This is a genomic window from Nesterenkonia sp. F (assembly GCF_000220985.1).
GTDB lineage: Bacteria > Actinomycetota > Actinomycetes > Actinomycetales > Micrococcaceae > Nesterenkonia.
Window position 1 is genome coordinate 33,297 of sequence record NZ_AFRW01000016.1, and the last position, 24,456, is coordinate 57,752.

Sequence of the window (24,456 nt, forward strand, 5' to 3'; positions counted from 1 at the left end):
CAGCCTTCCAGCTCGGCCGCGCTCCGACTCACCCCTCCAGCCGCTGCAGCTCCTCCCGGAGGTTCCGCCGGGCGGACTCCTCCCAGAGTTCGCGCCCGCTCGCCGTGCGGTACAGCCGGGGCCGGTCCAGCAGTCGATGCAGCACCGCCGCCCGTCCGCGCCGGAAGGCGTCGTCGGACACGTGGTCGACGTCGCGCCGCACCTGCTCGGCGTAGCGGGCATAGGCCGTCGGCACGCGGCCGAGCACCTCCAGATCGGCGTCGACGAGCACCGCCCCGGCGACGTCGCCGTCCTCCGGATCGTGCGAGGCGGTCAGTCGCACGAGCCGGGCGACCTCGGCGACCTCGGCGGCGTCCAGCAGCGGTGCCAGCCGTTCCTCGGCCAGGACGGCGGAGGCCTCCTCGTCCTCCCCGGCGGCGCCCGCCCCCTCATAGACGGCGTCGTGGAACCAGACGGCCAGCCGCACCGTTCGGGCGGCCGCGTCGCCGTCCGGGGCGGCGTCCAGCTCGCCGGCCCGCTGCAGGCGCGCGACGGCGGCCAGGACCGCAGCCAGGTGGGTGGGGGAGTGATAGTGCCGATGCGGCTCGGCCCAGCGGTCCAGCAGCTCCTCGCCGAGGTCCGGCGCCGCGGGCAGCAGTCGCTCCCAGGCCAGGGCGAGTCGGCCGCGGACCTTCTCCGGCCGTTCGATGCTGCGCACGCGCAGCCCGCTGCGCGCGAGGAGGCGCACCAGCTGCGACCCGGGGACCGGCACGGCCCCGTGGGCGACGAGGGCGTCGTGCCGATGCGCGGGCACGTCGTAGTGGTCGCGGTCGAAGGCGCGGGGGCTGATCCCGGCCCGCTCGGCGGCTGCGTGCAGCTCGTCGAGCGAGACGTCGGAGATCAGGTGGGAGAACAGCGTCCCGTGGGCGGGCCAGGCGGGCGGGTCGATGTAGATCGTCATGGGTTCGTCGAAGTCCGGGGCAGGCGGGTGCGAGATAGGAGGCCGGGGCGGTCGGGCCGGGCGCCGGAGGGGCCGATCAGCTGGTCGGCGGCCGTCGGCCGGCGGCGAGCTCGGCCAGGGTGTCGATCAGCAGACGCCGCTCGACGCGCTTGATCCGTTCATGCAGGGTCTGCTCGTCGTCGCCGTCGAGGATGCGCACCGGCTCCTGGGCGATGATCGGGCCGGTGTCCACGCCGGCGTCGACCAGGTGCACAGTGCAGCCGGTGACGCGCACGCCGTGCGCCAGCGCGTCGCGGACGGCGTGGGCGCCGGGGAAGGACGGCAGCAGCGCCGGATGCGTGTTGATGATCGGCGCGTCGACGCCGTCGAGGAACGTCGGCCCCAGGATGCGCATGAACCCGGCGGAGACCACCAGATCCGGAGCGTGGGCGACGACGGCGTCGCGCAGCGCGGCGTTCCAGCCCTCGCGGTCGTCGCCGCGGGCCAGCGGGACGGAGAAGGTCGTCAGCCCCGCCTCCTCGGCGCGGGCGAGGCCGCCGCAGTCGGGCACGTCGGAGCCGACGGCGGAGATCTCCACGGGCAGCTCGCCGGCGTCGCCGGCGTCGATCAGCGACTGCAGATTCGTCCCCGAGCCGGAGACCAGGACCACGATGCGCATGGAGGCCAGCCTACTGGTCCGTTTCCGATGACCGCGCGTCGACCGGCGGTTCGGGGCCTGTCCCGGATGAGCCGACGACGGCGCGACGCGTAGGCTGGTGTGCCATGAGCACTGCACCGCCGAACGGCTCCGGGCCGGGGTCCCAGGAGAGTCGTCCCGTCGAGACGGACCCGGAGGTCCTGCGTCGTTGGTCACGATCCACCGGCTGGCTGGTGCTGGCACTGGTGCTGGCCTACATCGGACTCCAGGTGCCCCTGCCGTGGCGGCTGATCACGCCGATCGCCGGACTCGCCGGCGTCGTCGGCGGAATCGTCCTGCTGGTGGCGGCCATCCGGCATCGCCTTCCGGCGATGATCCGCCTCAGCTCCGTGGTCGCGATCCTCTGCTGCGGGCTGTTCGGGCTCACCGGCGCCGCGCAGGCGATCTTCTGGGAGGCGACGGCGACCTACGACGAGTGCCGCGCCGAGTCGTTGACCCAGCGGTCCAGCGACCAGTGTCTGAGCGACTACGAGGAGGACATGCTCTCCACGATCCCGGGGATGTCTCCCTGATCTCCTCCTGAGATGCGCCGGGCCCGTCAGGACGGGGCCGAGGGTCGAGTCCGTCACAACGAGCAGGGGCCGCACCGTGGACTCACGGCGCGGCCCCTGCTCGTCGTCGCGGCTCCGGCTGTGGGCTCTGTCCGCTCAGCGGGGCGCGTCGTCCCCAGGGTTCTGCGGGTCTTCATCGGACGGGCGGGACGGATCGGTCGAATCGGGGCGCGGGGACGCGGGGTCCGGCGATCCGTGCTGCGGCGGGGCGTCCTGCTGAACGGAGGTCGACTGTCCGTAGCCCGGCTGGACCTGAGGCTGCTGGCCGGACGGCTGGCCATACGGCGGCTCGTGCGGCTGCTGGCCGTAGGGCTGGGAGTATCCCTGCTGGCCATAGGGCTGGCCATAGGGCTGGGCGTAGCTCTGCTGGCCGGACGGCGCGTGGTATCCCTGCTGGCCGTAGGGCTGGCTGTAGCCCTGCTGCCAGGCCTGCGGTGCTGCGGGCTGCTGCCACGTCTGCTGCGGATAGGCCTGCACCGGGTAGGCCCCGGCCGCCGCGGCGGGAGCCTTCTCGGCCCGCACCCGGCGCACGTATTCGGTGCTCTGCGGCACCCACAGCAGCACCAGTGCGGCGATGCTGGGCGCGACCACCAGCAGCAGGTTCCACGGGGTGAAGATCAGCGAGGCGAGGCTGAGAGCCAGGTAGATCGTGGCGAGGATGCGTCCGACCTGCGAGCCCATCGTGCCGAAGAAGGCCAGCGCATAGTACGGGGCGGCGAAGGCCACTGCGCCGAAGAGGGCGAGGACGCCGACGGCCGTGAGCATGCTGGCACGTTCGTCATAGGGCATCTCGGTGTAGGGGTACCCCAGGTCGCCGACGAGGGTCGCCGGGTTCGCGGAGAAGAGGTTCATCGCGACGACGACGCCGCCGATCAGCAGCAGCGTGCCGGCCACCAGCTGCAGGATCATGCTGAGCACCAGCGTGATCGGCCGGGATCCGCGCGCCGGTCCCTGCTGGTCGGACGACTGCTGGGTGGTCATCGGCTGTCCCTGAGGCGGACCCTGAGACGGATCCTGAGACGGATCCTGATACTGAGCCTGTGCCCAGTGCCGCGCGTGCTGGGGCGACTGCGCCTGCTGGTGCCAGCTCTGCTGGTCCTGATCTTGCTGGGTCCAGCTTGGCTGCGCCCACCCCTGCTGCGACGGGGATTCTCCGGAGGGGCGGTCGTACCGCTGTCCGTACGCCGGCTGTCCGGATGTCGACTGCCGGTACGTCTGCTGGTCGTGCTCGTCCGGAGAGCTGGTCATGGCTCCGGTCCTCCTCATGCCGGTGGGAACGGTCTCTGATCTCGGCGCTCAGCCTATCGTCCGGCGATCCGCGCAGACAGATGCCGTCTGCCAGACTGGTGCCCATGGCATCATCGAGCATCCCCGTCCCGGGCGGCGCCGTCCCACGGCCGACCTCGGCCACCGTCCACCTGGTCCGCCACGGCGAGGTCGAGAACCCCGAGAAGGTCCTCTACGGACGGCTGCCCGGCTACGGGCTCTCCGCGCTGGGTCGCCGCATGGCCGACGGCGTCGCCGATCACTTCGGCCGCCGCGCCGACGCGGGGCGGCCGGTGCATCTGCTGGCGGCCTCGCCGCTGCTGCGCGCCCAGCAGACCGCCGCGCCGATCGCCGAGCGGCTGGGTCTCGAGACCGTGGGCGAGGACCGTGTGCTGGAGGCGGAGAACGCCTTCGAGGGGCTGTCGAACGTGCGGCGGCACCTGCGCAGCCCGCGCCGCTGGCCGCTGCTGGTCAACCCGCTGCGGCCGTCCTGGGGCGAGCCCTACACCCAGCAGGTCACTCGCGTGCTCGCCGCGGTGAAGGACCTCTCCGACCAGGCGGTCGCCGAGCACGGCGACGGCGCGGAGGTCGTCGTCGTCTCCCACCAGCTGCCCATCTGGGTCACCCGGCTGTGGGCCGAGGATCGTCGGCTGTGGCACGACCCGCGCACCCGCGAGTGCTCGCTGACCTCGATCACCTCGCTGCACATCGGCCCCGAGGGCGTCGAGGCGGTCAGCTATGAGGAGCCGAACCGCGAGCTGCTCAAGGACGCGACGGCGCTGCCCGGAGCCTGAGGTCGACGCCCGACGGCGGCTGGTGATCGTCTGGTGAGCGGCCGGTGAGCAGGTGGTCAGGCCGTACCGAGCTTCCCCTGGTACGGTCCGGCGACGGCGCCGCGCGACGGTGTGCTGTGCGCGCCGTCGGTCACACGAGGACGCCGTCGGTCGGCCGGCCCTACTACGCGCTGTAGAATTGTGCCGGCGGAGCCGGCCCGCGGCTCCGTCCCACGTCGGCGCCGTCGACGTGGGTGACCGCCTGCCGGCGCCCCGCACTGCAGCCCCGCTCTCCCGAGGAACGCTCCATGACACCTTCGCAGGCTTCGCCGCACGAACCCGCCCCGCAGGGCGGCGCCGCGCGACGGACGATGGGTCGTCGCGCCGTGCTCGGCGGAGCCGGGCTGCTCGCCGGACTGCTGGCGCTGAGCGCCTGCGGCGCCGACGACGACGGGCTCGCCCAGCAGGCCGGCGACGACGGCAAGAACTACGTCGCCGGCGACGGCTCGGTGCAGGAGTTCGCCCCCGCCGAGCGCGGCGAGCCGGTCTCCTTCGAGTCCGAGACCTTCTCCGGCGAGACCGCCGGCCCCGCCGACTGGCGCGGCGACGTCGTCGTGCTGAACTTCTGGTACGCCGCCTGCGCCCCCTGCCGGCTGGAGGCCCCGGACCTGGCCGAGCTCCACGCGCAGCACGCTGACCAGGGCGTGCAGTTCTACGGGGTCAACACGCGGGACTCGAAGAGCACCGCGGCGGCCTTCGAGCGGAACTTCGGCATCGAGTACCCCTCCTTCGAGGACCGCGACGGCGAGGTCATGCTCGCGATGACCGACTACGTGCCGCCGTCGGCGGTGCCGACCACGCTGGTCCTGGACTCCGAGGGCCGGGTGGCCGCCCGCATCCTCGGCGCCGCCGAGCCGAACATCCTCGACGAGCTGATCTCCACTGCGCTCGAGGAGCGCGCGGAGGCATGAGCGGCAACCCCTTCGCCGAGATCGTCACCGACGGCTCGCTGCTGCTCTCCCTGCCGGTGGCCCTGCTCGCCGGTCTCGTCTCCTTCCTCTCGCCCTGCGTGCTGCCGCTGGTGCCCGGCTGGCTCGGCTACGTCACCGGACTCTCCGGAGTGCAGCTGCAGGACCGTCGGCGCGCCCGTCTGGTGCTCGGGGCCGTGCTCTTCGTGCTCGGCTTCTCCGTGGTCTTCCTGCTCGTCGGCTTCCTGTTCTCCCAGGCCACCGTGTGGCTGCGGGTCGAGGGCGGCTGGCTGACCCAGGCCCTCGGCGCCGTCGTGGTGCTCATGGGCCTGGTCTTCATGGGGGTCTTCTCCCCGCTGCAGCGCGAGCGGCGCATCGAGCGCCGCCCGCCCGACGGGCTGCTCGGCGCCCCGCTGCTGGGCGCGACCTTCGGGCTGGGCTGGGCACCGTGCATCGGCCCCACGCTGGCGGCGGTGCTGGCGATGTCGACCCCCGTCGGCGGCGATCCCGCCCGCGGCGCGCTGCTGGTCTTCGTCTACTGCCTGGGCCTGGGCATCCCGTTCATCCTCATCAGCATGGGGCTGACTCGCGGCATGCGGGCCGTGGACTTCTTCCGACGGCATCGCGTCGTCGTCGCCCGCGCCGGCGGCGGCATGCTGATCCTCATCGGCGTGCTCATGCTGACCGGCGTGTGGAACCTGTGGGTCTATGCTCTGCAGGACTGGTTCGCCAACGAGGTGAGGTTGCCCATCTGATGACCCAGCCGTCCGCCCACCGTGACAACGCGCGCGAGGACGCGCTGACCGAGGCCACGTCCACCGCCGACGGCGGTGCCGACGGCGGCCCCGGCGCATCCGCCTCCGGCCGGCGCCGCGGCGACGTCGCCGTGCCCGCGCTGGGGCCGGTCGGCATGCTGCGCTGGGCCTGGACCCAGCTGACCAGCATGCGCACCGCTCTGATGCTGCTGCTCCTGCTCGCCGTCGCCGCAGTGCCCGGTTCGCTGTTCCCGCAGCGCGTGCAGGGGCAGGCCGCCGTCGAGCGCTGGCTCGACGACCATCCGACGGCCGGGCCGATCCTGGACTCGCTGCAGGTCTTCGACGTCTACTCCTCGTTCTGGTTCTCGGCGATCTACCTGCTGCTGTTCACCTCGCTGGTGGGCTGCATCATCCCGCGGGCGAAGAAGCATCTGCAGCAGATGACCTCCCCGCCGCCGCGGACTCCGCGCCGGCTGGAGCGGCTGCCCGAGCACGGCGCCGTGGAGCTCGACGACGGCGGCCCGGCCCCCGAGCAGGCGGTCCGGGAGGCGGCGCGGATCCTCAAGGGGCGGCGCTACCGCGTCGACGTCCGTGCGGCGAGCACCGACGCCCGCGGCCGCGAGGTGCCCGCCTCGGTGGGAGCCGAGAAGGGCTATCTGCGCGAGATCGGCAACCTGCTCTTCCACGTCTCGCTGGTCGGGGTGCTGATCTGCGTGGCCGCCGGCTCGATGTTCAGCTACAGCGGGCAGAAGATCGTCACCGAGGGGGAGAGCTTCGTCAACGCGCTGGTCTCCTACGACAACTTCGTGCCCGGCACCGCCTTCGACGAGTCGCAGATGGAGCCGTTCTCGGTGACCCTGGACAACTTCGAGCGGATCTTCGACCGGCAGAATCCCAGCCACTACGGCCAGCCGCTGGACTTCACCGCCGACGTCACCGTCCGCGACGAGCCCGGCGCCGAGCCGGAGGAGCACGAGCTGAAGGTCAACCACCCGCTGACCTTCGGCGGCGCGCGGGTCTTCCTGGTCGGCAACGGCTACGCCCCGGAGATCACCGTCCGCGACGGCGCCGGCGACGTCGCCTACTCCGGGCCGGTGGTGGCGCGGGCGCAGGACTCGGTCTACACCTCCACAGTGGTGATCAAGGCCCCCGACGCCCGCCCGGAGCAGCTGAGCTTCGTCGGACTGCTGCTGCCCACCGCCCAGGAGGGCGATTCCGGCGCGGCGATCTCGGTGGACCCGGCGCTGCAGAATCCGCAGCTGCAGCTGAACTCCTACGCCGGCGACCTGGGGCTGGACTCCGGCGAGCCGCAGAACGTCTACGTGCTCGACACCGAGGGGCTGACCGAGCTGAACTCCCGGACCTCCGAGTCCGGGGGCCTGTCGCTCGGCGTCGGCGAGACCGCCGAGCTGCCCGACGGGCTGGGGTCGATCAGCTTCGACGGCGTGACGAATTACATCGGCATCGACATCCACTACAACCCGGGCAAGACCGGCGTGCTGATCTTCGCGCTGGCCGCGCTGGCCGGGCTGATCCTCTCGCTGTTCCTGCGCCGGCGTCGCGCGTGGGTGACGGCGACGACGAACGACGCCGGCCGCACGCTGGTCTCCTACGGGCTGCTGGCCCGCGGCGAGGACTTCCGCCTGCGCGAGGAGACCATCGCGCTGCGGTCCCGATTCGAGAAGCAGTGGCCGGTGCGCGCGCCCGACGCGGCGCAGGACGAGACGCCGACCGACGAGCAGGACGGGCCCGGCCGACGCGGCCGCGGCGCGTCCCGACGAGAGAAGTGACGAGGTTCGCCATGCCCACCTTCACCGGTTCGATCGATCAGGAGCTGGCGCAGTACAGCGACCTGTTCATGCTCATCGCCGCACTGATCTACACCGCCGCCTTCCTGATGTTCGCCCTGGACATCGCGCGCAGCTCGGTGACGATCCGGCGCCTGGAGGCCGAGCTCGCCGCCGAGCAGGAGGCCGAGCGTGCCGAGCGCTCCGAGCGCGTCCGCGCGACGGCGTCCGCAGGCGCCGGTTCCGCCGGAGCCGGCTCCTCCGACGCCGGGGAGCCCGGTGCCGGGGACTCCGACGCCGGGGGCTCCGACGCGGCGCCGCGCGCCGTCGAGGCCTCCGCCGAGGACCTCGTCGACGACGAGATGACCTACACCGGCCTCGCCCGTCCGTTGGCCAATGTGGCGGTGGCGCTGACCATCCTCGCCGCCCTGGCCCACGGCTTCGCCGTCGGCGCCCGGGCGACGGCGGCCGGCCGCGTGCCCTGGGGCAACATGTACGAGTTCCTCACCACCGGCGCGTTCGTCGTCGCCGCGGTCTACCTGGTCTCGCTGCTGCGCAAGGATCTGCGCTTCCTGGGGACCTTCGCCGTCGGGCTGGTCGTGGTGATGATGACGGCGGCGACCATCGGCTTCCCGACGCCGCTGGGCCACCTGCAGCCCTCGCTGCAGAGCCCCTGGATCGTCATCCACGTCTCCGTGGCGGTGTTCTCCATGGGGCTGTTCACGCTGACCTTCGCGATGAGCGTGCTGCAGCTGATCCAGCATCGTCGCGAGGCCAAGCGCGCCGCCGGGATGCTGTCCGACACCGGCGGCTGGCAGTTCATGCGCATGGTGCCCTCGGCGATGGCGCTGGAGAACCGGGCCTACCGGATCAACACCATCGGCTTCGTGACCTGGACGCTGACGCTGATCTTCGGCGCGATCTGGGCGGAGGAGGCCTGGGGCCGCTACTGGGGCTGGGACACCAAGGAGGTCTGGACCTTCGTGGTCTGGGTCGTCTACGCCGGATACCTGCACGCCCGCGCGACGCGCGGCTGGACCGGCTCGCGCTCGGCCTGGCTGTCGATCATCGGCTTCGCCTGCGTGATCTTCAACTTCACCGTGGTCAACACGCTCTTCGCCGGCCTGCACTCCTACGCGGGCCTGCCGGAGTGAGGAGCACCCTGACCCTGCGAGCGCGGAGGCTGGCCAGACGCTCTGCGGGCGACTAGCGTCGGGGATCCCGGACGAGAGGAGACCCGCATGACTGCGCGTGACGATCTCAGAGCACAGAAGGCGCTGCAGGGAGTCGACTTCCCGGCGTCGAAGGGCGACCTCGTCGCCTATGCCGAGGAGCGCGACGTCGACGCCAAGTCGCTCCAGGCCCTGCGAGCGCTGCCCGATCAGCGATTCGAGAACATGGACAGCGTGGTCGAGGCCGTGCCCCAGGAGCCCGAGGGACAGGACGCGCCGGGCGGCACCGAGCGCTGATGCCGTCCGGGGACCGGACGCAGGAAGGAGCAGACCGCCCATGAACACCGACGACGTGACCGAACTGGTGCGGCGGCGCGGAGACTACGCCTCCGAGGAGGAGGCCCGGCGGGTCATCACCGAGGTGCTGACCGTGCTGGGGAGCCGCGATCTGGGAGGAGAGGCCGCCCGTCTGGCGGCCCAGCTGCCGAGCGGATTCGCCGAGCTGCTGACCGATCCCGGGGAGGACGCCGGGCGATTCGGCGAGGACGAGTTCATCGAGCGTCTCCGGGGCCGGCTCGACCAGACCGCCGCCCAGGCCCGCGACGCCGCGCATGCGGTGCTGTCCTCGATCGCCGAAGCGGTCAGCGAGGGGGAGCGGACCGACTTCATGGCCGCCCTGCCGACCGACCTCTCCGGCTACGCGCGCTGGAACTGACTCCCGAGGCGACGCGCGGACGAGCTGGACGAGCTGCGGCGCCGCGGCTCCGAACGCGGGTCCGTCACCTGTGCGGTCGGTCGTCGTCCGCGCCGTGGTCCGGCCCGTCCACGTCCCGGCGGCCGCCCTGGTCCCGACGCACCTCGCCGGACGGCCGAGCGTTCTGCGGGCGGCCTTCTGCGGCGTGGTACTGCTCGGCCAGCGCGTCCTCGGCGTCGGCGTCGGCCTGCTGCCGGGCGCCGGTCCTGCGGCGGCCGGAGAAGATCGCGGCCAGCTGCTCGCCGGCGGCCAGCCGCAGGCGGTCGAAGAAGAGATAGGCCACCGCCCAGGAGACCAGCAGCCCCACCAGGACCGCGAAGGCCAGCGTGAAGCGGCCGAGGTCCAGGAACATGCACGCGGCGAAGACCAGGCAGAAGGTCGCCAGGCGGATCAGGGAGTACTTGAGGAGCGCCACCCTTCGATTGTAGGTCGCCGGTCCGCCGTTCGGCGCATCGGGCGGCTCCCGTGCAGTCCCGGATGCCGCTCGACGTGGAGTGAGCCGACCTGCGCCGATGAACTAGGGTGGCAGGTATGAGGCTGATCATTCCGCTCGGGATCGTGGGCCTCGGTCTGGTCATCTACAGCCTGATCGAGTGCGTCCAGACCCCGCGCCATCGCCTGCGGGTGATGGGCAAGGCCGCGTGGCTCGCGGTCATCGTGCTGGTGCCGGTCATCGGGGCCGGCCTGTGGCTCGGCTTCGGCCGCCGCCGCGGCGACGCGGGCGCCGGCCCGACGGCGCCGAAGGGCGCCCCCGACGACGACCCGAACTTCCTGCGCACCCTGGAGGTCCAGCGCCGCCAGCGCCAGCGCGAGGAGGAGCTGCGCCGGAAGGAGCAGGAGCTCGAGGCCCGCGAACGGCGCAAGAAGCCGGACGCCGACCGAGGCGACGCCGACGGTGGCTCGCCGGGCGGCACGGACGCCACGGACAGTTCGGCCGGCACGAATGACTCGGGCAGCACGGACGGCTCGAGCGACGACGCCGACGGCACGGACGACGCCGACGACACCCCCGACGCCCCGGGCTCGGACGCGCCGGACCAGCCCCGCTGAATCGGCGCGTCGGCGTCGCCCGCGGGCTGCGGAGCCTCAGCCGAGCAGCAGCGCCGCCGAGTGCAGCGCGGCGAAGACCAAGCCGATCTGGCCGGTCAGCTGCAGCACGGTGATCAGTGCGCCTCCGGTGTGCCGGGCGGAGAGCATGATCCGCGCCGGGCCGAGGGCGAACGGCAGAGCCAGCAGCACCAGCAGGAACCACAAGCTCTGCCCCAGCAGCGTCAGCGGCAGCAGCAGCGCCAGCCCGATCATCACCACGTAGCTCGCCCGGGCGGGACGCTCGCCCAGCCGCACCGCCAGGGTGCGCTTGCCGGACTCGCGGTCGGTGGGGATGTCGCGGACGTTGTTGGCCATCAGCAGCGCCGCGGCGATCAGCCCGTGGCTGACCGCCCCGACGACGGCGCCGGCGCTGAGCTGAAGGGCCGTCGCCCAGGTGGTCCCCAGCGTCGCGGCCAGGCCGAAGAACAGGAAGACCATCACCTCGCCCAGACCCAGGTAGCCGTAGGGCGTCGAGCCTCCGGTGTACCACCAGGCCGCCAGCACGCAGACCCCGCCGAGGGCGAGCATCCACCACTGGCCGGAGAGCACCACGATGACGATCCCCGCCAGGCCGGCGACGCCGAAGCTGGTGAAGGCCGCGGCCTTCACCCGGCCCGGGGCCGCGGTGCCGGTGGCGGTCAGCCGCATCGGGCCCACACGCTCGTCGTCGGTGCCGCGGACGCCGTCGGAGTAGTCGTTGGCGTAGTTCACCCCGACCTGCAGCGCCAGAGCCACCACCAGGGCGAGCACCGCGATCCGCAGGTCGAAGGCGCCCAGCGCGGCGGCCGCGGCCGCGCCGATGACCACCGGGGCGACGGCCATCGGCAGCGTGCGCGGGCGGGAACCGGCGATCCAGTCATTCGGGGTGGCCATGATGCTCCTCACGGGGATGCGAGTCGGACGGAGAGGCGGGGCGAGGACGGCTCACGGCCGGTCCTCGGCCAGCAGGGCCAGCAGTCGTCGGCGGTCGGGCTTGCCGGTGGGCAGCAGGGGCAGCGCGGGCAGCACCTGCAGGCTCTTCGGGACCGCGGCGGGGCCGAGGCGCTCGCGGACGCCGGCATGCAGAGCGTCGAGGACGTCGTCGGTGCGCGAGACCGCACCCAGCACCACCGCCGCACGGACTGTCTGGCCCCAGTCGCGGTCGGCGACGCCGCCGACGAAGGCCTCGGCCACGCCGGGATGCTCGAGCAGCACCGCCCGGACCTGTTCGGCGGAGACCTTGACCCCGCCGGTGGTGATCACGTCGTCGACGCGGCCGGTGATCGTCAGACGCGGCACGATCGACGTGGTCACCCCCGACGGCGCCGGGCTGGCGTGGGTGCCCGCGGCGTCGTGGGCGACGGTGCTCAGCGCGCCGAGGTCGTCGGTGAGGAAGCGGCGGTGCCCGGTGGCCGGGTCGACGTCGAACCGGTCGGCGGTGATCCCGGCGTCGACGTATCCCACCGCGACCATCGGTCCGGAGAGGCTGATCCGGCCGTGCTCGTCGGCGGAGACGCCGACGCCGGGCAGCGGGTGGCCGTCGTAGACGCAGCCGCCGCAGGTCTCGCTCATCCCGTAGGTGCGCACCACGCGGAGTCCGGCCGCGGCCGCACGGTCGAGCAGCTCGGGCGAGGAGGCCCCGCCGCCGAGCAGGATCATGTCGAAGCGGCGCAGTGCGGCCGTCGCGCGGTCGTGGTCGGCGTCGAGCAGCCGGGTCAGCTGGGTGGGCACCAGGGAGACGAAGCGTCGCTCGGCGGTGAGCTGCTCGGCGGCCTCGGCGAAACGGTCGGGGTCGGTGGTGCCGGTCAGCAGCGGCACCGGCGTCGTGCCGGCGACCAGGCTGCGGGAGAGCACCGCCAGGCCGGCGACGTAGCTGGGCTGCAGGGTCAGCAGCCACTGGCCGTGCCCGCCGAGCGCGTCGGCGGTGGCCTCGGCGGAGGCGCGCAGCGCGGCGGCGGAGAGCAGCGTCTGCTTCGGCGTCCCGGTGGAGCCGGAGGTGCGCACCACGACGGCGGGGGGCTCGGCCGACGCGTCGGCGTCGTCGCCGTAGTCGAGGTGGGGCAGGTCGGCGACGTCGGGCCGCGGCGTCCAGGTCGGGACGCCGTCGTCGGCCGGGCGGAACTCCACGGGTGCGGCGACGCCGCGCAACGCGGCGTCCAGAGCCTCGAGCGCCCGCGACACCCGGCGCTCGGCGGATCCGGTCAGGTCCATCGGCGGCAGGAGGGGTCGGCGGCGGTCGTGAGCACCTCGGGACGGAAGGGCCGGACGCTTCCCGGACCGGTGCCCGCCTCGAGGACTGCGCGGCGGACGGGGCCTGCCCCCGAGGAGATCTCAGCCATGGCTCTCAGACTAGCACCGGCATCCCCGCAGACGCCGCGCGGCGTGAGCTCGGCGACGCTCCACGCCGCGCGGCCGCCCTGCTCAGGGCTCAGGAGGGCGTCAGGAGCGGCTCAGGAGCGGCTCAGGAGCAGCTCAGGAGCAGCTCAGGAGCGGGTCAGGAGCGGGCGCCGAACTGCTCGGCCACCTGCTCGCCGATGGTGCCGATGATGTCCTCGTCGGCCGGGCCGAGTCGCTCGGCGGCCATGTCCGCCTGATGCCAGTGCGGGTAGATGACCTCCGGCCGGCCGACCCGGTCGATGGTCGCCAGGTCCTCTGCAGTCAGCTGCAGCTCGGCATAGCCCAGCAGGTCCTCGAGCTGCTCGAGGTTCCGGGCGGCGACGGCGGCGTTGTGCACGCCGGGGCGGGTCAGCGTCCAGGCCAGGGCCACCTGCGGGATCGTGGCGCCGTCGTGCCTGCCGGCCACCTCCTCGAGCGCGTCGACGACGTCGTGGAGCCGGTCCCAGTCCGGCACCCGCATCTCCTGGCCGGTGCCGTCCTTGAGCCGCGAGGGGCCCTCAGGCTGTCGGCCCCGGCGCCACGTGCCGGTGAGCAGGCCCATGTTCAGCGGGCTCCACGGCTGGGTGGAGATGCCGGCGTCGAGGGCGGAGGGGATCTGCTCGTACTCGGCAGTGCGGGTGTAGGCGGAGTAGAGGATCTGCTGGGAGACGGGCTTGATGAAGCCGTTCGCCTCGCAGACCCGCAGGGCCTTCTGCAGCTGCCAGCCCATGTAGTTGGAGACTCCGTAGTATCGGATCTTCCCGGCCCGGACCAGGGTGTCCATGGTCTCCAGGGTCTCCTCCAGCGGGGTCTGGCCGTCCCACTGGTGCAGGTAGAAGAGGTCGATGTGGTCGCGGCCCAGCCGGGACAGCGAGCGGTCGACCTCGCGCAGCAGGTGCCAGCGGGAGGCGCCGCCGTCGTTGGGAGCGTCGCCGATCACCATGCGCGCCTTGGTGGCGATCAGGAAGTCCTCGGCGTGGTCGAGCTTCGTCAGGGCGTCGCCGACGACCTCCTCGGCCACGCCGTTGCCGTAGAGGTTGGCCGTGTCGATCAGATTCACCCCGGCCTCGCGGGCGCGGGCCAGCATCTCGGCGGCGCCGGCGGCGTCGACGTCTCCCATATGGGTCAGTTCCTCGCCGCGGCCGAAGGTCAGCGTTCCCAGGGCGATGGGGGAGACCCGCAGCCCGCAGGTGGGGGAGAGCTGGCGGTGGAACGGCTCGGATCCGGACGGTGCGTAGGGAGTCGGGGTGCTCACGAGGGTCCTCCTGGTGATCGGCGGAGCGTGTCCATGGGTGAATCTATACCTTCGTCGCGCCGAACTGAATCGTTTCTCCGGATCGATGCGCAGGTGCCGGCCGCGACCGTCGTCGCCGGCACCGCCGGTGATACCATCGTGGTATGGCTATGACGCTGCGGCTTCCGGAGGAGCTCGAGAAACAGCTGGAGGAGATCGCCTCCCGCAAGCACATCTCCAAGCATGCACTGATCACGCAGAGCGTCGAGCGGCTGGTGCGCAGCGAAGACGAGCAGCAGCAGGTCGACGAAGCCGTCGACTATGCTTTCGAACGCTACGGCGACGTCATCGAGCGCCTCGCCGACGCCTGATGAAGCGGGTCAGTCTGGAGGCGGCGCTCGGCGTCGTGGGCAGGCTGGGCTTCCACCGGCGGGACGAGGGGCTGTTCGAGTCCGCTCTGGCACGGCCCGTGACCGCCGTCTTCGGCCGGCCGGCGTATCCATCCCTCGAGCTCGCCGCGGCCGCCCAGACGGAGTCGCTCGCGAGGAACCATGCGTTGCGCGACGGCAACAAGCGCACTGCCTTCGTGCTGCTGATCGTCTTCCTCCGTCGCAACGGCGCTCAGCTGATCGCCGACGACGATGCGGCCTTCGACCACATCCTCGACGTCGCCCAGGGGAATCTGACCCTGGAGGAGTCGGCCGCCTTCCTCGAGGCGAACACCCGGCGCTGGCCGTAGGCGATCTGTTCCGGCCCGCTCCGACTCGGGGCGGGCGGGGATGACTCTGTGGCATGTGTGGGAAAGCCGGGCCATTCCCACCCGTGCCACGGCGTCATCGTTAGTCATCGCTAGTAGTAGTACGGGAAGTCGGCCCAGTTCGGCTCGCGCTTGGCCAGGAAGGCGTCGCGGCCCTCGACGGCCTCGTCGGTCATGTAGCCCATCCGCGTGGCCTCGCCGGCGAAGACCTGCTGGCCGGCCATGCCGTCGTCGACGGCGTTGAAGGCGAACTTCAGCATCCGCACCGCCTGCGGGGACTGGCGGGCGATGTCGTCGGCGTACTCCAGGGCGACCTCCTCCAGTCGCTCGTGGTCGACGGCCTCGTTCACCGCCCCGGCGGCGACCATGTCCTCGGCGGAGTGTTCGCGGGCGAGGAAGAAGATCTCCCGGGCCTTCTTCTGCCCGATCTGCCGGGCCAGCAGCGCCGAGCCGTAGCCGGCGTCGAAGGAGCCGACGGTCGCGTCGGTCTGCTTGAACTTCCCGTGCTGGCGCGAGGCGATCGTCAGGTCCGCGACGACGTGCAGCGAGTGTCCGCCGCCGGCCGCCCAGCCGTTGACGACGGCGACGACGACTTTGGGCATGGTGCGGATGAGCCGCTGGACCTCCAGGATGTGCAGCCGCCCGGCGCGGGCGGGGTCGATGGTCTCGGCGGTCTCGCCGGCGGCGTAGTGATAGCCGTCGCGGCCGCGGATGCGCTGGTCGCCGCCCGAGCAGAAGGAGTGCCCGCCGTCCTTCGGCGAGGGACCGTTGCCGGTGAGCAGCACCGCGCCGACGTCGGGCGTCATCCGGGCATGGTCCAGGGCGCGGTGCAGCTCGTCGACGGTGCCCGGGCGGAAGGCGTTGCGCACCTCCGGGCGGTCGAAGGCGATGCGCACCGCCGGCAGATCGCGGAGGACGCGACCGTCGGCGTCGCGCTCCACGCGGCGGTGGTAGGTGACGTCCTGCAGCTCGAAGCCCTCCACGCGGCGCCACTGCCACGAGTCGAAGAGATCCGAGACCTGATCGGGGAGCGGCGGGGTCGAAGCGGCAGAGTCCTGGCGGTCCTGGGAGTCCTGGGCGTCGGTCACGGCCTCGAGTCTATCGCGCGTCGGGCGACCGGTGATCCGGCCAGGGTGGCTCAGAGGCCGAAGGGCCGAGCGTACCGGATGCGGCCCGACGGCAGGTTCCCGCCGTCGAGGTTCAGCACCATCAGGGACTCGTCAGGGACGTCGAAGCCGACGTCGATGTCGTACGCGGAGGCGCGTGAGAATCCGAATCGGGGATAGTACCCGGGGTGGCCGAGCACGACGACGGCGCGCTCGTCTGCGGCGGCCGCGGCCTCCAGCGCGCCGCGGATCGCCGCGGAACCGGCTCCATGGCCTTGGAGATTCGGCGACGCAGCACAGGGCGCCAGGGCCAGCGCCGGCGTCCTCCCGATGTGACACCGAGTCAGCAGGGCATGGGCGACAGGAGCGTCATCGGCCGTCACCGCGAGGAGTGACAGTCCCGGCAGCCAGGGGGGGGTCCCCGCGCAGGGCGTCGACGAGGTCGGCCTCCTGGGCGGTCTCGAAGGCGGCGAGATGGATGGAGCGCACAGCCTCGGCGTCGGCGGCACGCTCTATGCGAGTCGTCCACAGATCGGGCACGTCGGCTCCGTTCGTCGAGGATGCTGTCCCCGCGAGGTCATAGGGTTCGCCGGTTCAGCGTACCCGAGGCGGGGCCGCGGTGGTCGGGAGGGCAGCGGCAACCGCCTGTTCCCTCCATGGACGCCCGTCCGTAGGGTGAGGGTATGCAGGACATCCCAGCCGACGGCGGACTTGACCGCCTGCGCGAGTATTTCCGCCACTTCGCCGAGGTGGAGGCCGCGCCGGTCTCGGTGCTCTACGAAGACTGGGGCCTCGGCGTCGCCGCCGACGACGAGATCCTCGAGCGGCTGCTCTCCCTGCCGGGGGAGAAGCGGCAGGCGAATCTGCTCTTCGCCGCCGCCCGGCTGCACGGCACGCCGCTGAAACCCTGGTCCGACGCTCGGGCCCAGGTGCTGGCCCGTTGGCACGACGTCGCCGAGACCATGCGGCTCCGGCGCACCCAGACCAACGAGCCCGGGCGAAGCGCGGTGACCAATCTGGCGCTGTCCCGCATCGAGGGGCCGGTCGCGCTGATCGAGGTCGGCGCCTCCGCCGGGCTGTGCCTCTACCCGGACGCCTGGACCTTCCGCTATGGCACCCCGGACGGGCCGGTTGAGCTGGTCCCGCGCGGGCCGGTGACCACGGATCTGGAGATCGACTGCGGCCTGGAAGGCGTGGATCCGCCCCAGGCGCTGCCGGAGATCGTCTGGCGCGGCGGCGTCGACCTCAACCCGCTGGACCTGACCCGCGAGGAGGACCTCGCCTGGCTCGAGACGCTGGTGTGGCCGGGCATGGAGCACCGGCTCGAACGCATCGACGCCGGCGCCCAGCTGATCGCCGCCCGGCAGCCCGAGCTGGTCGGCGGCGACCTCAACGCCGAGCTGCCGGATCTGCTGGCCCGCGTGCCCGAGGGCGTCACGCCGGTGATCATGCATTCGGCGGTGCTCGTCTATCTGTCGCCCGAGGAGCGCCGGCGTTTCGTCGAGCAGGTGCGGGCGGCCGGAGCGCGCTGGATCAGCAACGAGGGCCACCGCGTGCTGCCGGAGATCGCCGAGCAGCTGCCCGAGGAGGACCCCGACGCGACCGGCTTCATCCTTGCCCTCGACGGCGAGCCGATCGCCCGGACCGGCCCGCACGGGCAGTACGCGCGGCAGCTGGTGCGCTGAACGGCGGACCGATCCGGCCGCTCAGCGCTTCCGAGCCAGCACGATGATCTCCGGGGAGTCCGCGTCGAGCTCCTCGCGGTCCCAGTCGCCCCAGAGCTGTTCGATCACGAAGCCGGCCTGCTCCAGCGAGCCGCGCAGCACCTCCAGCGGGCGGAAGCGCAGCGTCTCCTCCGTGGTGACGTGGCGGCCGTCGGGCAGGACCATGTGGCCGCGGTGGGTGACCAGCGGACCGTCGTCCTGCTCTCCCACGACGCTGACCAGCTCGATCCACGAGTCGAAGGTTCCGCCGTCGGGGTGCTCCTGGGTCTCGCGGGTGTGCTCCTCATCCCAGACATCGAGCTCCAGGCCCTCGGGGTTGCGCGATTCGAAGGTCAGCGCGCCGCCGGGGACCAGGGCCCGATGCGCGTGGGCGAGGACCTCGTCCCAGGCCGAGCGCTCCAGGAAGTACTGGGCGACGTGGCCCTCCATGAGCACGACGTCGACGCTCGCCGTCGGCAGGCGGTCGGCGAAGCCGTGGTGCCAGGTCACCAGCTCATCCAGGTCCGAGCCGGCGGTGCGCGCCTCGGCGGCGGCGATCATCGCTGCGGACGGGTCCACGCCGGTGACCCGGATCCCCGCGGCGGCCAGCCGCAGCCCGAGCACGCCGGTGCCGCAGCCGATGTCGGCGACGTGCGGGGTGCGGGGGTCGTCGCCGTCGTCGGCCGCGCCAGGTCCGCCGGACCGCGCGCCGTCGTCGACCGGGACCCCGACCAGCTCGCCGATCAGCTCGGCGTAGAAGTCGTGGTCCCAGCCGCCGGCGTTCTCGACGTCGTAGACCCGCACATAGTCGGGGTCCTCGGTCCAGGCGTGCTCGGGGAGCGGGGCGACGACGGCGTCGTCGGACGCAGCGGCCGCCGTGCCGCCGTCGGGGGTCTCCTCAGTCATCGGTCTCCTGCCGTGAGTGGTCACGAATGACCGGATCTCGGAGTCGACACGCCGTGTGTCACCGTCAGAAGTGACCACTCAGCGCGTGGTGGTGGCGTCGACGCCCAGGTGGTGCGCGATGAAGGCGTAGTCCCAGGCGCGGTCCTTCCAGGCCTCGTACCGGCCGGAGGCGCCGCCGTGGCCGCCGTCCATCTCGATCTTGAACACGATCGGCGCCTCGCCCTGCTGGTGCTCGCGCAGCCGCTGCACCCACTTGGTCGGCTCCACATAGAGCACGCGGGTGTCGTTGAGCGAGGTCACCGCCGCGATCGCTGGGTAGGCGGTGTCCCGGACGTTCTCATACGGCGAGTAGGACTTCATGCACCAGTAGACGTCCCCGTCGGTGATCGGGTTGCCCCACTCCTCCCACTCCAGGGCCGAGAGCGGCAGGTCCGGATCCAGGATGGAGGTCAGATTGTCCACGAAGGGCACCTGCGCGACGATCGCGACGTACTTCTCCGGCGCCAAGTTGGCCACCGCGCCCATCAGCAGCCCGCCGGCCGAGCCGCCCCAGGCGGCGATGCGCTCGGCGTCGGCCCAGCCGGTCTCGACCAGGTGGTCGGTGGCGGTGACGAAGTCGCGGAACGTGTTGGGCTTGGCCAGCTTCTTGCCGTCCTCGTACCAGCGGCGGCCCAGCTCGCCGCCGCCGCGGACATGGGCGACGGCGACGACGATCCCGCGGTCCAGCAGCGACAGGCGCGGCACCGAGAAGTGCGGATCCATGCTGATCTCGTAGGAGCCGTAGCCGATGACCAGCGTCGGGTTGGTGGCGTCCGGGGTCACATCGCGGTGGTGCAGGACCGTCACCGGCACCTGGACCTGATGTCCGGAGGCGCCGACGTCGTCGGTGGGCGCCCAGATCCGCGTGGCGCGGTAGGCGTCCAGGTCGACGTCGTGCACCGGGGTCTCGCGGCGCAGGATCGGCTCCGGCGCGCCGTCCCCCTCCGCGACGTGGGGGACGTCGTAGATCCGCGGCGGGGTGAGCCAGGACGTGTAGACCACGCGGAATAGCGGCGCCTCATAGCGTGCGGAGGCGAGGAAGCAGCTGTAGAGCTCTTCGTCGAAGATCAGCCCGTCCAGCTGCGAGGTCGGCGTCGGGGCCGCGCCGTCGCGCACGGCCCGCAGCGTGGCCAGCGGCAGGCGCTGGACCGACTCGATGGTGTCACGCCGGGCGCTGACCAGGACCTGCGCGGCGGTGACGGCCACACCCTCGAGCTTCACCGTGTCCTCGTGCGGCAGCACGGTGGTGCCCAGGTCCAGCGTCTCGGCCTCGACCTGAGCGCGCAGGGCCGCGGCGGACGTCAGCGAGAGCGCGTTGTTCGGGCCGGACTGGTTATGTGTGACCAGCAGCAGGCGCTCGCCGTCGAGCTCGATCGGCTCCACGGTGTGCAGCAGCCGGCGGGCGGCGCTGATCAGCAGCTGCGGCTCGGCGTCGGGATCGGTGAGGTCCAGCAGGCGCGTCTCGTCGTACTCGGCGTTGCCGGAGACGATCAGCAGCTCCCGCTCGTCGGCGGAGGCCTCGACACCGGTCCAGAGCTGCTCGTCGTCGATCTGCAGCAGCAGCCGGTCCGAGCTGGCCGGTGTGCCGACAGCGTGGACCCAGAGCTGGTGGGGGCGCCAGGCGGCGTCGGCGACCATGTAGTAGGCGCGCTCGCCGGCCGGGTCCAGCACCGGGCCGCCGTGGACGTTCTCCACCGCCTCGTCCAGCGTCTCGCCGGTGGTCAGGTCGCGGAAGCGCAGCGTGTGGTGCTCGTCGCCGGAGGTGTCCTCGCTGTAGGCCAGCAGCCGCCCGGCGCGATCAGCGCCCAGGCCGCCGAGCTGATAGAAGGGGTGCTTCGCCGCCTCGGCGTTGGTGTCGAAGTAGGTCTGCTCGCCGTCCAGCGCGACGCCGGGCTCGATCTCCGGCGGCGTCCAGGCGGCCAGGCCGCCGTCGTCGGGCTGGGCCGGCACCCGGCAGAAGACCGGGTGCTGCTCGCCCTCGATGGTGCGGGTGAAGTACCACCAGTCGCCCTGGCGCGAGGGCACCGACAGGTCCGTCTCCACGGTGCGGTGCGTGGTCTCGGCGAAGAACGCGTCGCGCAGCGGCTGCTGGTCGGCGGTGACGGCCTCGGTGTAGGCGTTCTCGGCGTGCAGGTGGTCATGGACCTCCTGCGACTCCTTGTCCCGGAGCCACTCGTACGGATCGACGACGGTGTCGCCGTGGTGGGTGCGCTCGACGGGGACCTGCTTCGCCCGCGGGGGAGCGGGGGTGGTGGCGTCAGACATGGCCCCATTCAATCAGGTGGGGCGCAGGCGGGGCGTCGCCTCTGAGTCGTCGCCCGATCCCTCACCTGATCCGTCATCTCGCGTCGGGGGCGTCCAGCCGGGCGCGGGCGACGATGACGGCCAGCTGAGCGCCGGTGTCGGCGCCGACCTTGTCCATCGCGCGGCGGACGGTGGACTTCACCGTGCTGGGGGAGAGGTGCAGCGTCTCGGCGATGTCCTGATAGGTCCTGCCGTCGCCGATCAGGCCGGCCACCTGGACCTCGCGGTCGGCGAGGTCGGCGGCCTGGCGGCGCGCGTCCTGGCACACCTGGTCGGTGGTCGGGGTGACATAGCTGGCGATCAGCCGCGAGGTCATCGCCGGCGAGATCATCGGGTCGCCGTCGTGGGTCATGCGGATCGCAGTGGCCAGCAGGTCCGGGGCGTCGTTCTTCAGCAGAAAGCCTGTGGCCCCGGCGTCGAGGGCGCCGCGCAGGTAGTGGTCGGTGTCGAAGCTGGTCACCGCCAGCACCGTCGGCGGGGTCAGCAGCCGGCGGAGCCGCCGGGTGGTCTCGACCCCGTCCAGGGCCCCGCGCAGGTGCAGGTCCATCAGCACGACGTCGGGCTGGTGGGCCCTGACCGCCTCGACGGCCTCCGGCCCGGAGCCGGCGGTGCCGACGACGTCGACATCCTCCTCCGGCTTCAGGATGTTCTGCAGCGAACCCAGGACCAGGGGGTCGTCGTCGACTGCCACCACGGAGATCTGCACCCGGGCAGTCTACCAACGGGGTGTCGACCAGCGTCGCGAGCAGGCAGGCTCCGGGCCGCGGCTCAGGCGTCGGCGTCGTCCGCCGCCCACGGCAGGTGCACAGTGAGCGTGAACAGACCGTCGGCGTGCTGGACGTCCGCGGTGCCGCCCAGCAGCTCGGCCCGCTCCCGGATGCCGGTCAGTCCGGTGCCGGAGCCTGCGGTGAAGTCGGGCGAGTCCGCGGCGCGGTTGCTGATCCGCAGGTCGAAGCCCCGGCCGGGAGCGCCGGAGATGCTGACCTCCGCGGCCCGGTCGCTGCTGTGCCGCAGGACGTTGGTCAGCGCCTCCCCGATGATGCGGCGAACGGTGTGCTGCAGGGCCTGCGGTGCGGTCGAGTAGCCGTCGACCAGTACGAAGGGGCGCACCTGCACCCCCTGGGCGGAGGCCTCGTCGAAGAGCGCCTGCAGATCGGCGATCCCCCGGGGCGCGGGAGCCGGAGCGTCGTCGTCGGCCCCGCCCTCCCGCAGCGAGGTCAGCAGGGAGCGCAGGTTGGTGAGCGCCTGGTCCGCGTAGTCGCGGGTGGTGCGCAGGCCCTCGCGGAGCTGGGGATCCTGAGTGGTCTGGACGGCCTTCTCCAGCCCGCCCACGTGCAGGGAGAGCCCGGAGAGGTCGGAGGCGAGGGTGTCGTGCACCTCCCGGGCCAGCTCGTCGCGCTCGCGCCGGCGGGTCAGCTGCTCGGAGAGCTGTTCGCTGGTGTGCTCGGCGGCGCGGGCCTGGGCCGCGGCGGCGTCGGCGGAGCGGCGCTGGCGGGTCCACAGGGAGATGCCCAGCACCAGGCCGAGGCACAGCACCGTCAGCGCGACGACGGTGATCTGACCGGTGCGTCGATGCTCCTCATCCGCCCAGCTGGAGAGCGCATGCAGGTGCAGGCCCGCGCTGACCAGGATCACCGCGATGCCGGCCGCCGCGACCGCCCAGTGCCACCGCCGGCGAGCCCGGACGATCCATACCGTCAGCCCCACCGCCAGCACGAAGGGATCCAGGCCCAGCAGCAGCGCGACGACGGTGCCGGCGAGCATCGGCACCAGCGGGGCCCGGCGGTAGAGGGGCAGGGTGAGCAGCGCCAGCATGCCCAGCCCGGCCATCACCGCGCCGAGGTCCGTGGCTCCCCGGTGGCGGGGTCGGCCAGGGCGGGATCCGTCATCGTCGCCGACACCAGGATCAGCAGGCCGACGACGATCATCGTGAGCACGATGAGAGCGGAGACGACGGCGCGCACGGGCCGGGGCCAGGTTCGGGGGAGCATCCCGCCAGTGTAATGAGAGCCCTCCGCCGCTCGGAGGCCGGATCGGGCCGCGGAGTCTGCCCGATCGGGCATCCTTCTCGGCCCGATCCGGCGTACCGCGGCGGGGCGGGGGTCCGAGAGGCTCGTCGGAGCACATCGACGTGCATCATGCACAGCACTCCAGAGAAGAGAGCAGGTACTCCCGATGACCACGACCCATGCTGGATCCGCCGCCGTCGACTCCGGCCCTCGCCGGAACGTCCTGAGCCTGATCGCCCTGATCACCGCGATCCTCGGGACGATCTTCGCCTGTCTGCCCGGAGCGCTGATCGTCGGCTGGGTGCTGCTGCCGATCGCGTTCATCCTGGCGCTGGTGTCCCTGTTCCTGCGGGGAAGGAGGCGCGGCACCGGGATCGCCGCACTGATCGTGTCGGTGGTGGGCACCGTCATCGGCGTCATCGTCTTCTTCGCGGTGGTCGCCGACTCCTTCGACGAGGCCTTCTCGGACGAGGCCACCGTCGAGGAGCCGGCCGCCGGAGAGGGCGACGCCGATGAGGCCGGAGCTGAGCAGTCCGGCTCCGAGGAGTCCGGATCCGGCGACTCCGCCTCCGAGGAGGCCGCCGACGGCGAGCCGGGCACCCGGGAGAACCCCTATCCGCTGGGCGCGGAGATCTCCACCTCCGACTGGACGGTGACGGTCGACGGCGTGGACCTGGACGCCACCGACGCCGTGCTGGCGGAGAACGAGTTCAACGAGGCGCCGGCGGAGGGCCGGACCTACATCCTGGTCGACGTCACCGCGCAGTACACCGGCGACGACTCCGAGGGCAGCATGCCGATGCTGAGCGTCGCGTACGTCTCCCCGGAGGGGAACACGTTCGACGGCACCGAGATGTCCGCCGTGGCTCCGGACAGCTTCGACTCGATGAGCACGCTCTACGAGGGCGCCTCGACGTCTGGGAACATCGCGCTGCAGGTGCCCGCCGACGGCGTCGAGGACGGGACGCTCCGGGTCTCGCCGAGCATGCTCGCCGACGACGTGTTCGTCGCAGTGGGCTGAGGCGCCCGGTCCGGGTGCCCGCAGGTGACCATCTGGTGCATACGTCGACGGACGGCCCGTCGCCGCGAAGAGCGGGCCGGGCCGTCCGTCCGACTGTTGCGGCGCCGTCGTCGGCCTGAGGATCCCCGATCTTTCGAAGGATCATCGTGAAACAGCACGGGGACTCTGCGAATACTCGGTGATCGTGGGAGCGGGGCCGCCACTCGCCGGTCCCCGACGGCGGCCCGCAGCCCCGCGCCGCACTCACTCCTCGTGCCCGGCCGGATCCAT

The 24,456-nt window shown here is 72.3% G+C and carries 27 protein-coding genes; 13 read left to right on the plus strand and 14 right to left on the minus strand.

The window, feature by feature from the left end; translation table 11 throughout:
* Window positions 1–28 precede the first annotated feature (28 nt).
* Both GU5_RS0101765 and purN read right to left on the minus strand, forming a co-directional pair.
* On the minus strand, window positions 29–940 hold the full coding sequence (locus GU5_RS0101765) for a DUF4031 domain-containing protein (RefSeq protein WP_010523865.1): 912 nt from the start codon (window positions 938–940) through the stop codon (window positions 29–31).
* A 76-nt stretch (window positions 941–1,016) separates the two neighbouring features.
* Window positions 1,017–1,598: a phosphoribosylglycinamide formyltransferase gene (gene purN / locus GU5_RS0101770; RefSeq protein WP_010523866.1), complete on the minus strand. Its 582-nt coding sequence runs from the start codon at window positions 1,596–1,598 to the stop codon at window positions 1,017–1,019.
* A gap of 104 nt (window positions 1,599–1,702) precedes the next feature.
* Between purN and GU5_RS0101775 the strand changes: the two genes are divergently transcribed.
* Window positions 1,703–2,149, plus strand: a complete 447-nt coding sequence (locus tag GU5_RS0101775; RefSeq protein WP_010523867.1) for a hypothetical protein — start codon at window positions 1,703–1,705, stop codon at window positions 2,147–2,149.
* A 135-nt stretch (window positions 2,150–2,284) separates the two neighbouring features.
* On the opposite strand, the gene GU5_RS16165 is transcribed toward GU5_RS0101775, so the two are convergent.
* Window positions 2,285–3,169, minus strand: a complete 885-nt coding sequence (locus GU5_RS16165; RefSeq protein WP_010523868.1) for a pilus (MSHA type) biogenesis protein MshL — start codon at window positions 3,167–3,169, stop codon at window positions 2,285–2,287.
* 371 nt (window positions 3,170–3,540) lie between these two features.
* Between GU5_RS16165 and GU5_RS0101785 the strand changes: the two genes are divergently transcribed.
* From GU5_RS0101785 to GU5_RS0101815, 7 genes are all read left to right on the plus strand, one after another.
* Complete coding sequence (locus GU5_RS0101785) at window positions 3,541–4,248, plus strand: histidine phosphatase family protein (protein ID WP_010523869.1); 708 nt, start codon at window positions 3,541–3,543, stop codon at window positions 4,246–4,248.
* Window positions 4,249–4,598: 350 nt separating this feature from the next.
* Window positions 4,599–5,198: a TlpA disulfide reductase family protein gene (locus GU5_RS0101790; protein WP_029513929.1), complete on the plus strand. Its 600-nt coding sequence runs from the start codon at window positions 4,599–4,601 to the stop codon at window positions 5,196–5,198.
* Window positions 5,195–5,950, plus strand: coding sequence for a cytochrome c biogenesis CcdA family protein (locus tag GU5_RS0101795; RefSeq protein WP_010523871.1), 756 nt, complete (start codon window positions 5,195–5,197; stop codon window positions 5,948–5,950). Before GU5_RS0101790 ends, GU5_RS0101795 begins: the two co-directional genes overlap by 4 nt.
* Window positions 5,950–7,740, plus strand: a complete 1,791-nt coding sequence (locus GU5_RS0101800; RefSeq protein ID WP_010523872.1) for a cytochrome c biogenesis protein ResB — start codon at window positions 5,950–5,952, stop codon at window positions 7,738–7,740. The genes GU5_RS0101795 and GU5_RS0101800 overlap by 1 nt, the downstream gene beginning before the upstream one ends.
* A gap of 11 nt (window positions 7,741–7,751) precedes the next feature.
* Window positions 7,752–8,891 (plus strand): c-type cytochrome biogenesis protein CcsB, encoded by a 1,140-nt coding sequence (ccsB, locus tag GU5_RS0101805; protein ID WP_010523873.1) that lies wholly within the window; start codon window positions 7,752–7,754, stop codon window positions 8,889–8,891.
* Between the two features lie 87 nt (window positions 8,892–8,978).
* Entirely contained in the window at window positions 8,979–9,206 is a 228-nt protein-coding gene (locus GU5_RS0101810; RefSeq protein WP_010523874.1) for a DUF2795 domain-containing protein, read from the plus strand.
* A gap of 40 nt (window positions 9,207–9,246) precedes the next feature.
* The gene (locus tag GU5_RS0101815; RefSeq protein ID WP_010523875.1) at window positions 9,247–9,624 is read left to right on the plus strand and encodes a DUF2267 domain-containing protein; all 378 of its coding nucleotides are present in this window, start codon (window positions 9,247–9,249) and stop codon (window positions 9,622–9,624) included.
* 64 nt (window positions 9,625–9,688) lie between these two features.
* Here the strand turns inward: GU5_RS0101815 and GU5_RS13505 are convergent, their stop codons facing one another.
* Window positions 9,689–10,078 carry a DUF4229 domain-containing protein gene (locus GU5_RS13505; protein ID WP_010523876.1) on the minus strand — a complete coding sequence of 130 codons (390 nt, stop codon included), beginning with the start codon at window positions 10,076–10,078 and terminating at the stop codon, window positions 9,689–9,691.
* A 116-nt stretch (window positions 10,079–10,194) separates the two neighbouring features.
* Here GU5_RS13505 and GU5_RS13510 point away from each other — a divergent pair, with 116 nt between their 5' ends.
* Window positions 10,195–10,713, plus strand: coding sequence for a PLD nuclease N-terminal domain-containing protein (locus GU5_RS13510; RefSeq protein WP_010523877.1), 519 nt, complete (start codon window positions 10,195–10,197; stop codon window positions 10,711–10,713).
* A 36-nt stretch (window positions 10,714–10,749) separates the two neighbouring features.
* Here the strand turns inward: GU5_RS13510 and GU5_RS0101830 are convergent, their stop codons facing one another.
* The 3 genes from GU5_RS0101830 to GU5_RS0101840 form a co-directional block, all read right to left on the minus strand.
* Window positions 10,750–11,625 (minus strand): 1,4-dihydroxy-2-naphthoate polyprenyltransferase, encoded by an 876-nt coding sequence (locus tag GU5_RS0101830; protein WP_010523878.1) that lies wholly within the window; start codon window positions 11,623–11,625, stop codon window positions 10,750–10,752.
* A gap of 51 nt (window positions 11,626–11,676) precedes the next feature.
* Window positions 11,677–12,942 carry an AMP-binding protein gene (locus GU5_RS0101835; RefSeq protein ID WP_010523879.1) on the minus strand — a complete coding sequence of 422 codons (1,266 nt, stop codon included), beginning with the start codon at window positions 12,940–12,942 and terminating at the stop codon, window positions 11,677–11,679.
* Window positions 12,943–13,225: 283 nt separating this feature from the next.
* Entirely contained in the window at window positions 13,226–14,362 is a 1,137-nt protein-coding gene (locus GU5_RS0101840) for an aldo/keto reductase (RefSeq protein WP_010523880.1), read from the minus strand.
* A 143-nt stretch (window positions 14,363–14,505) separates the two neighbouring features.
* Here GU5_RS0101840 and GU5_RS0101845 point away from each other — a divergent pair, with 143 nt between their 5' ends.
* A complete protein-coding gene (locus GU5_RS0101845; protein WP_033227718.1) occupies window positions 14,506–14,712 on the plus strand; it encodes a hypothetical protein in 207 nt (68 codons plus the stop codon).
* Window positions 14,712–15,080: a type II toxin-antitoxin system death-on-curing family toxin gene (locus GU5_RS0101850; RefSeq protein ID WP_010523882.1), complete on the plus strand. Its 369-nt coding sequence runs from the start codon at window positions 14,712–14,714 to the stop codon at window positions 15,078–15,080. Before GU5_RS0101845 ends, GU5_RS0101850 begins: the two co-directional genes overlap by 1 nt.
* Before the next feature lie 110 nt (window positions 15,081–15,190).
* On the opposite strand, the gene GU5_RS0101855 is transcribed toward GU5_RS0101850, so the two are convergent.
* Both GU5_RS0101855 and GU5_RS15765 read right to left on the minus strand, forming a co-directional pair.
* Window positions 15,191–16,186: a 1,4-dihydroxy-2-naphthoyl-CoA synthase gene (locus GU5_RS0101855; RefSeq protein ID WP_010523883.1), complete on the minus strand. Its 996-nt coding sequence runs from the start codon at window positions 16,184–16,186 to the stop codon at window positions 15,191–15,193.
* A gap of 50 nt (window positions 16,187–16,236) precedes the next feature.
* Window positions 16,237–16,587 (minus strand): hypothetical protein, encoded by a 351-nt coding sequence (locus tag GU5_RS15765; protein ID WP_237704646.1) that lies wholly within the window; start codon window positions 16,585–16,587, stop codon window positions 16,237–16,239.
* Window positions 16,588–16,887: 300 nt separating this feature from the next.
* Here GU5_RS15765 and GU5_RS0101870 point away from each other — a divergent pair, with 300 nt between their 5' ends.
* Entirely contained in the window at window positions 16,888–17,889 is a 1,002-nt protein-coding gene (locus GU5_RS0101870) for a DUF2332 domain-containing protein (RefSeq protein WP_010523884.1), read from the plus strand.
* Window positions 17,890–17,910: 21 nt separating this feature from the next.
* On the opposite strand, the gene GU5_RS13520 is transcribed toward GU5_RS0101870, so the two are convergent.
* The 5 genes from GU5_RS13520 to GU5_RS17170 all read right to left on the minus strand — a co-directional run bounded on the left by GU5_RS13520 (window position 17,911) and on the right by GU5_RS17170 (window position 23,147).
* Window positions 17,911–18,813: a class I SAM-dependent methyltransferase gene (locus tag GU5_RS13520; RefSeq protein WP_010523885.1), complete on the minus strand. Its 903-nt coding sequence runs from the start codon at window positions 18,811–18,813 to the stop codon at window positions 17,911–17,913.
* Window positions 18,814–18,891: 78 nt separating this feature from the next.
* Entirely contained in the window at window positions 18,892–21,117 is a 2,226-nt protein-coding gene (locus tag GU5_RS0101880; RefSeq protein ID WP_010523886.1) for a S9 family peptidase, read from the minus strand.
* Between the two features lie 73 nt (window positions 21,118–21,190).
* Complete coding sequence (locus tag GU5_RS0101885) at window positions 21,191–21,862, minus strand: response regulator transcription factor (RefSeq protein WP_010523887.1); 672 nt, start codon at window positions 21,860–21,862, stop codon at window positions 21,191–21,193.
* 62 nt (window positions 21,863–21,924) lie between these two features.
* Window positions 21,925–22,986 carry a sensor histidine kinase gene (locus tag GU5_RS16170; RefSeq protein ID WP_010523888.1) on the minus strand — a complete coding sequence of 354 codons (1,062 nt, stop codon included), beginning with the start codon at window positions 22,984–22,986 and terminating at the stop codon, window positions 21,925–21,927.
* A complete protein-coding gene (locus tag GU5_RS17170; protein ID WP_158217711.1) occupies window positions 22,986–23,147 on the minus strand; it encodes a hypothetical protein in 162 nt (53 codons plus the stop codon). The genes GU5_RS16170 and GU5_RS17170 overlap by 1 nt, the downstream gene beginning before the upstream one ends.
* A 184-nt stretch (window positions 23,148–23,331) precedes the next feature.
* Between GU5_RS17170 and GU5_RS0101900 the strand changes: the two genes are divergently transcribed.
* Entirely contained in the window at window positions 23,332–24,186 is an 855-nt protein-coding gene (locus GU5_RS0101900) for a DUF4352 domain-containing protein (RefSeq protein WP_010523889.1), read from the plus strand.
* The last annotated feature ends 270 nt before the right edge of the window (window positions 24,187–24,456 follow it).

Bases quoted from the DNA above. Each gene is read 5' to 3' on its own strand.
- GU5_RS0101850 (WP_010523882.1), top strand. From the start codon at position 14,712: ATGAAGCGGGTCAGTCTGGAGGCGGCGCTCGGCGTCGTGGGCAGGCTG.
- GU5_RS0101795 (WP_010523871.1), top strand. From the start codon at position 5,195: ATGAGCGGCAACCCCTTCGCCGAGATCGTCACCGACGGCTCGCTGCTG.
- ccsB (WP_010523873.1), top strand. From the start codon at position 7,752: ATGCCCACCTTCACCGGTTCGATCGATCAGGAGCTGGCGCAGTACAGC.
- GU5_RS17170 (WP_158217711.1), bottom strand. From the start codon at position 23,147: ATGCTCCCCCGAACCTGGCCCCGGCCCGTGCGCGCCGTCGTCTCCGCT.
- GU5_RS16170 (WP_010523888.1), bottom strand. From the start codon at position 22,986: ATGGCCGGGCTGGGCATGCTGGCGCTGCTCACCCTGCCCCTCTACCGC.
- GU5_RS0101845 (WP_033227718.1), top strand. From the start codon at position 14,506: ATGGCTATGACGCTGCGGCTTCCGGAGGAGCTCGAGAAACAGCTGGAG.
- GU5_RS13510 (WP_010523877.1), top strand. From the start codon at position 10,195: ATGAGGCTGATCATTCCGCTCGGGATCGTGGGCCTCGGTCTGGTCATC.
- GU5_RS0101815 (WP_010523875.1), top strand. From the start codon at position 9,247: ATGAACACCGACGACGTGACCGAACTGGTGCGGCGGCGCGGAGACTAC.
- purN (WP_010523866.1), bottom strand. From the start codon at position 1,598: ATGCGCATCGTGGTCCTGGTCTCCGGCTCGGGGACGAATCTGCAGTCG.
- GU5_RS0101785 (WP_010523869.1), top strand. From the start codon at position 3,541: ATGGCATCATCGAGCATCCCCGTCCCGGGCGGCGCCGTCCCACGGCCG.
- GU5_RS0101775 (WP_010523867.1), top strand. From the start codon at position 1,703: ATGAGCACTGCACCGCCGAACGGCTCCGGGCCGGGGTCCCAGGAGAGT.
- GU5_RS0101900 (WP_010523889.1), top strand. From the start codon at position 23,332: ATGACCACGACCCATGCTGGATCCGCCGCCGTCGACTCCGGCCCTCGC.
- GU5_RS0101830 (WP_010523878.1), bottom strand. From the start codon at position 11,625: ATGGCCACCCCGAATGACTGGATCGCCGGTTCCCGCCCGCGCACGCTG.
- GU5_RS0101810 (WP_010523874.1), top strand. From the start codon at position 8,979: ATGACTGCGCGTGACGATCTCAGAGCACAGAAGGCGCTGCAGGGAGTC.
- GU5_RS16165 (WP_010523868.1), bottom strand. From the start codon at position 3,169: ATGACCACCCAGCAGTCGTCCGACCAGCAGGGACCGGCGCGCGGATCC.
- GU5_RS0101800 (WP_010523872.1), top strand. From the start codon at position 5,950: ATGACCCAGCCGTCCGCCCACCGTGACAACGCGCGCGAGGACGCGCTG.
- GU5_RS13520 (WP_010523885.1), bottom strand. From the start codon at position 18,813: ATGACTGAGGAGACCCCCGACGGCGGCACGGCGGCCGCTGCGTCCGAC.
- GU5_RS0101835 (WP_010523879.1), bottom strand. From the start codon at position 12,942: ATGGACCTGACCGGATCCGCCGAGCGCCGGGTGTCGCGGGCGCTCGAG.
- GU5_RS0101790 (WP_029513929.1), top strand. From the start codon at position 4,599: ATGGGTCGTCGCGCCGTGCTCGGCGGAGCCGGGCTGCTCGCCGGACTG.
- GU5_RS0101870 (WP_010523884.1), top strand. From the start codon at position 16,888: ATGCAGGACATCCCAGCCGACGGCGGACTTGACCGCCTGCGCGAGTAT.
- GU5_RS0101765 (WP_010523865.1), bottom strand. From the start codon at position 940: ATGACGATCTACATCGACCCGCCCGCCTGGCCCGCCCACGGGACGCTG.
- GU5_RS0101880 (WP_010523886.1), bottom strand. From the start codon at position 21,117: ATGTCTGACGCCACCACCCCCGCTCCCCCGCGGGCGAAGCAGGTCCCC.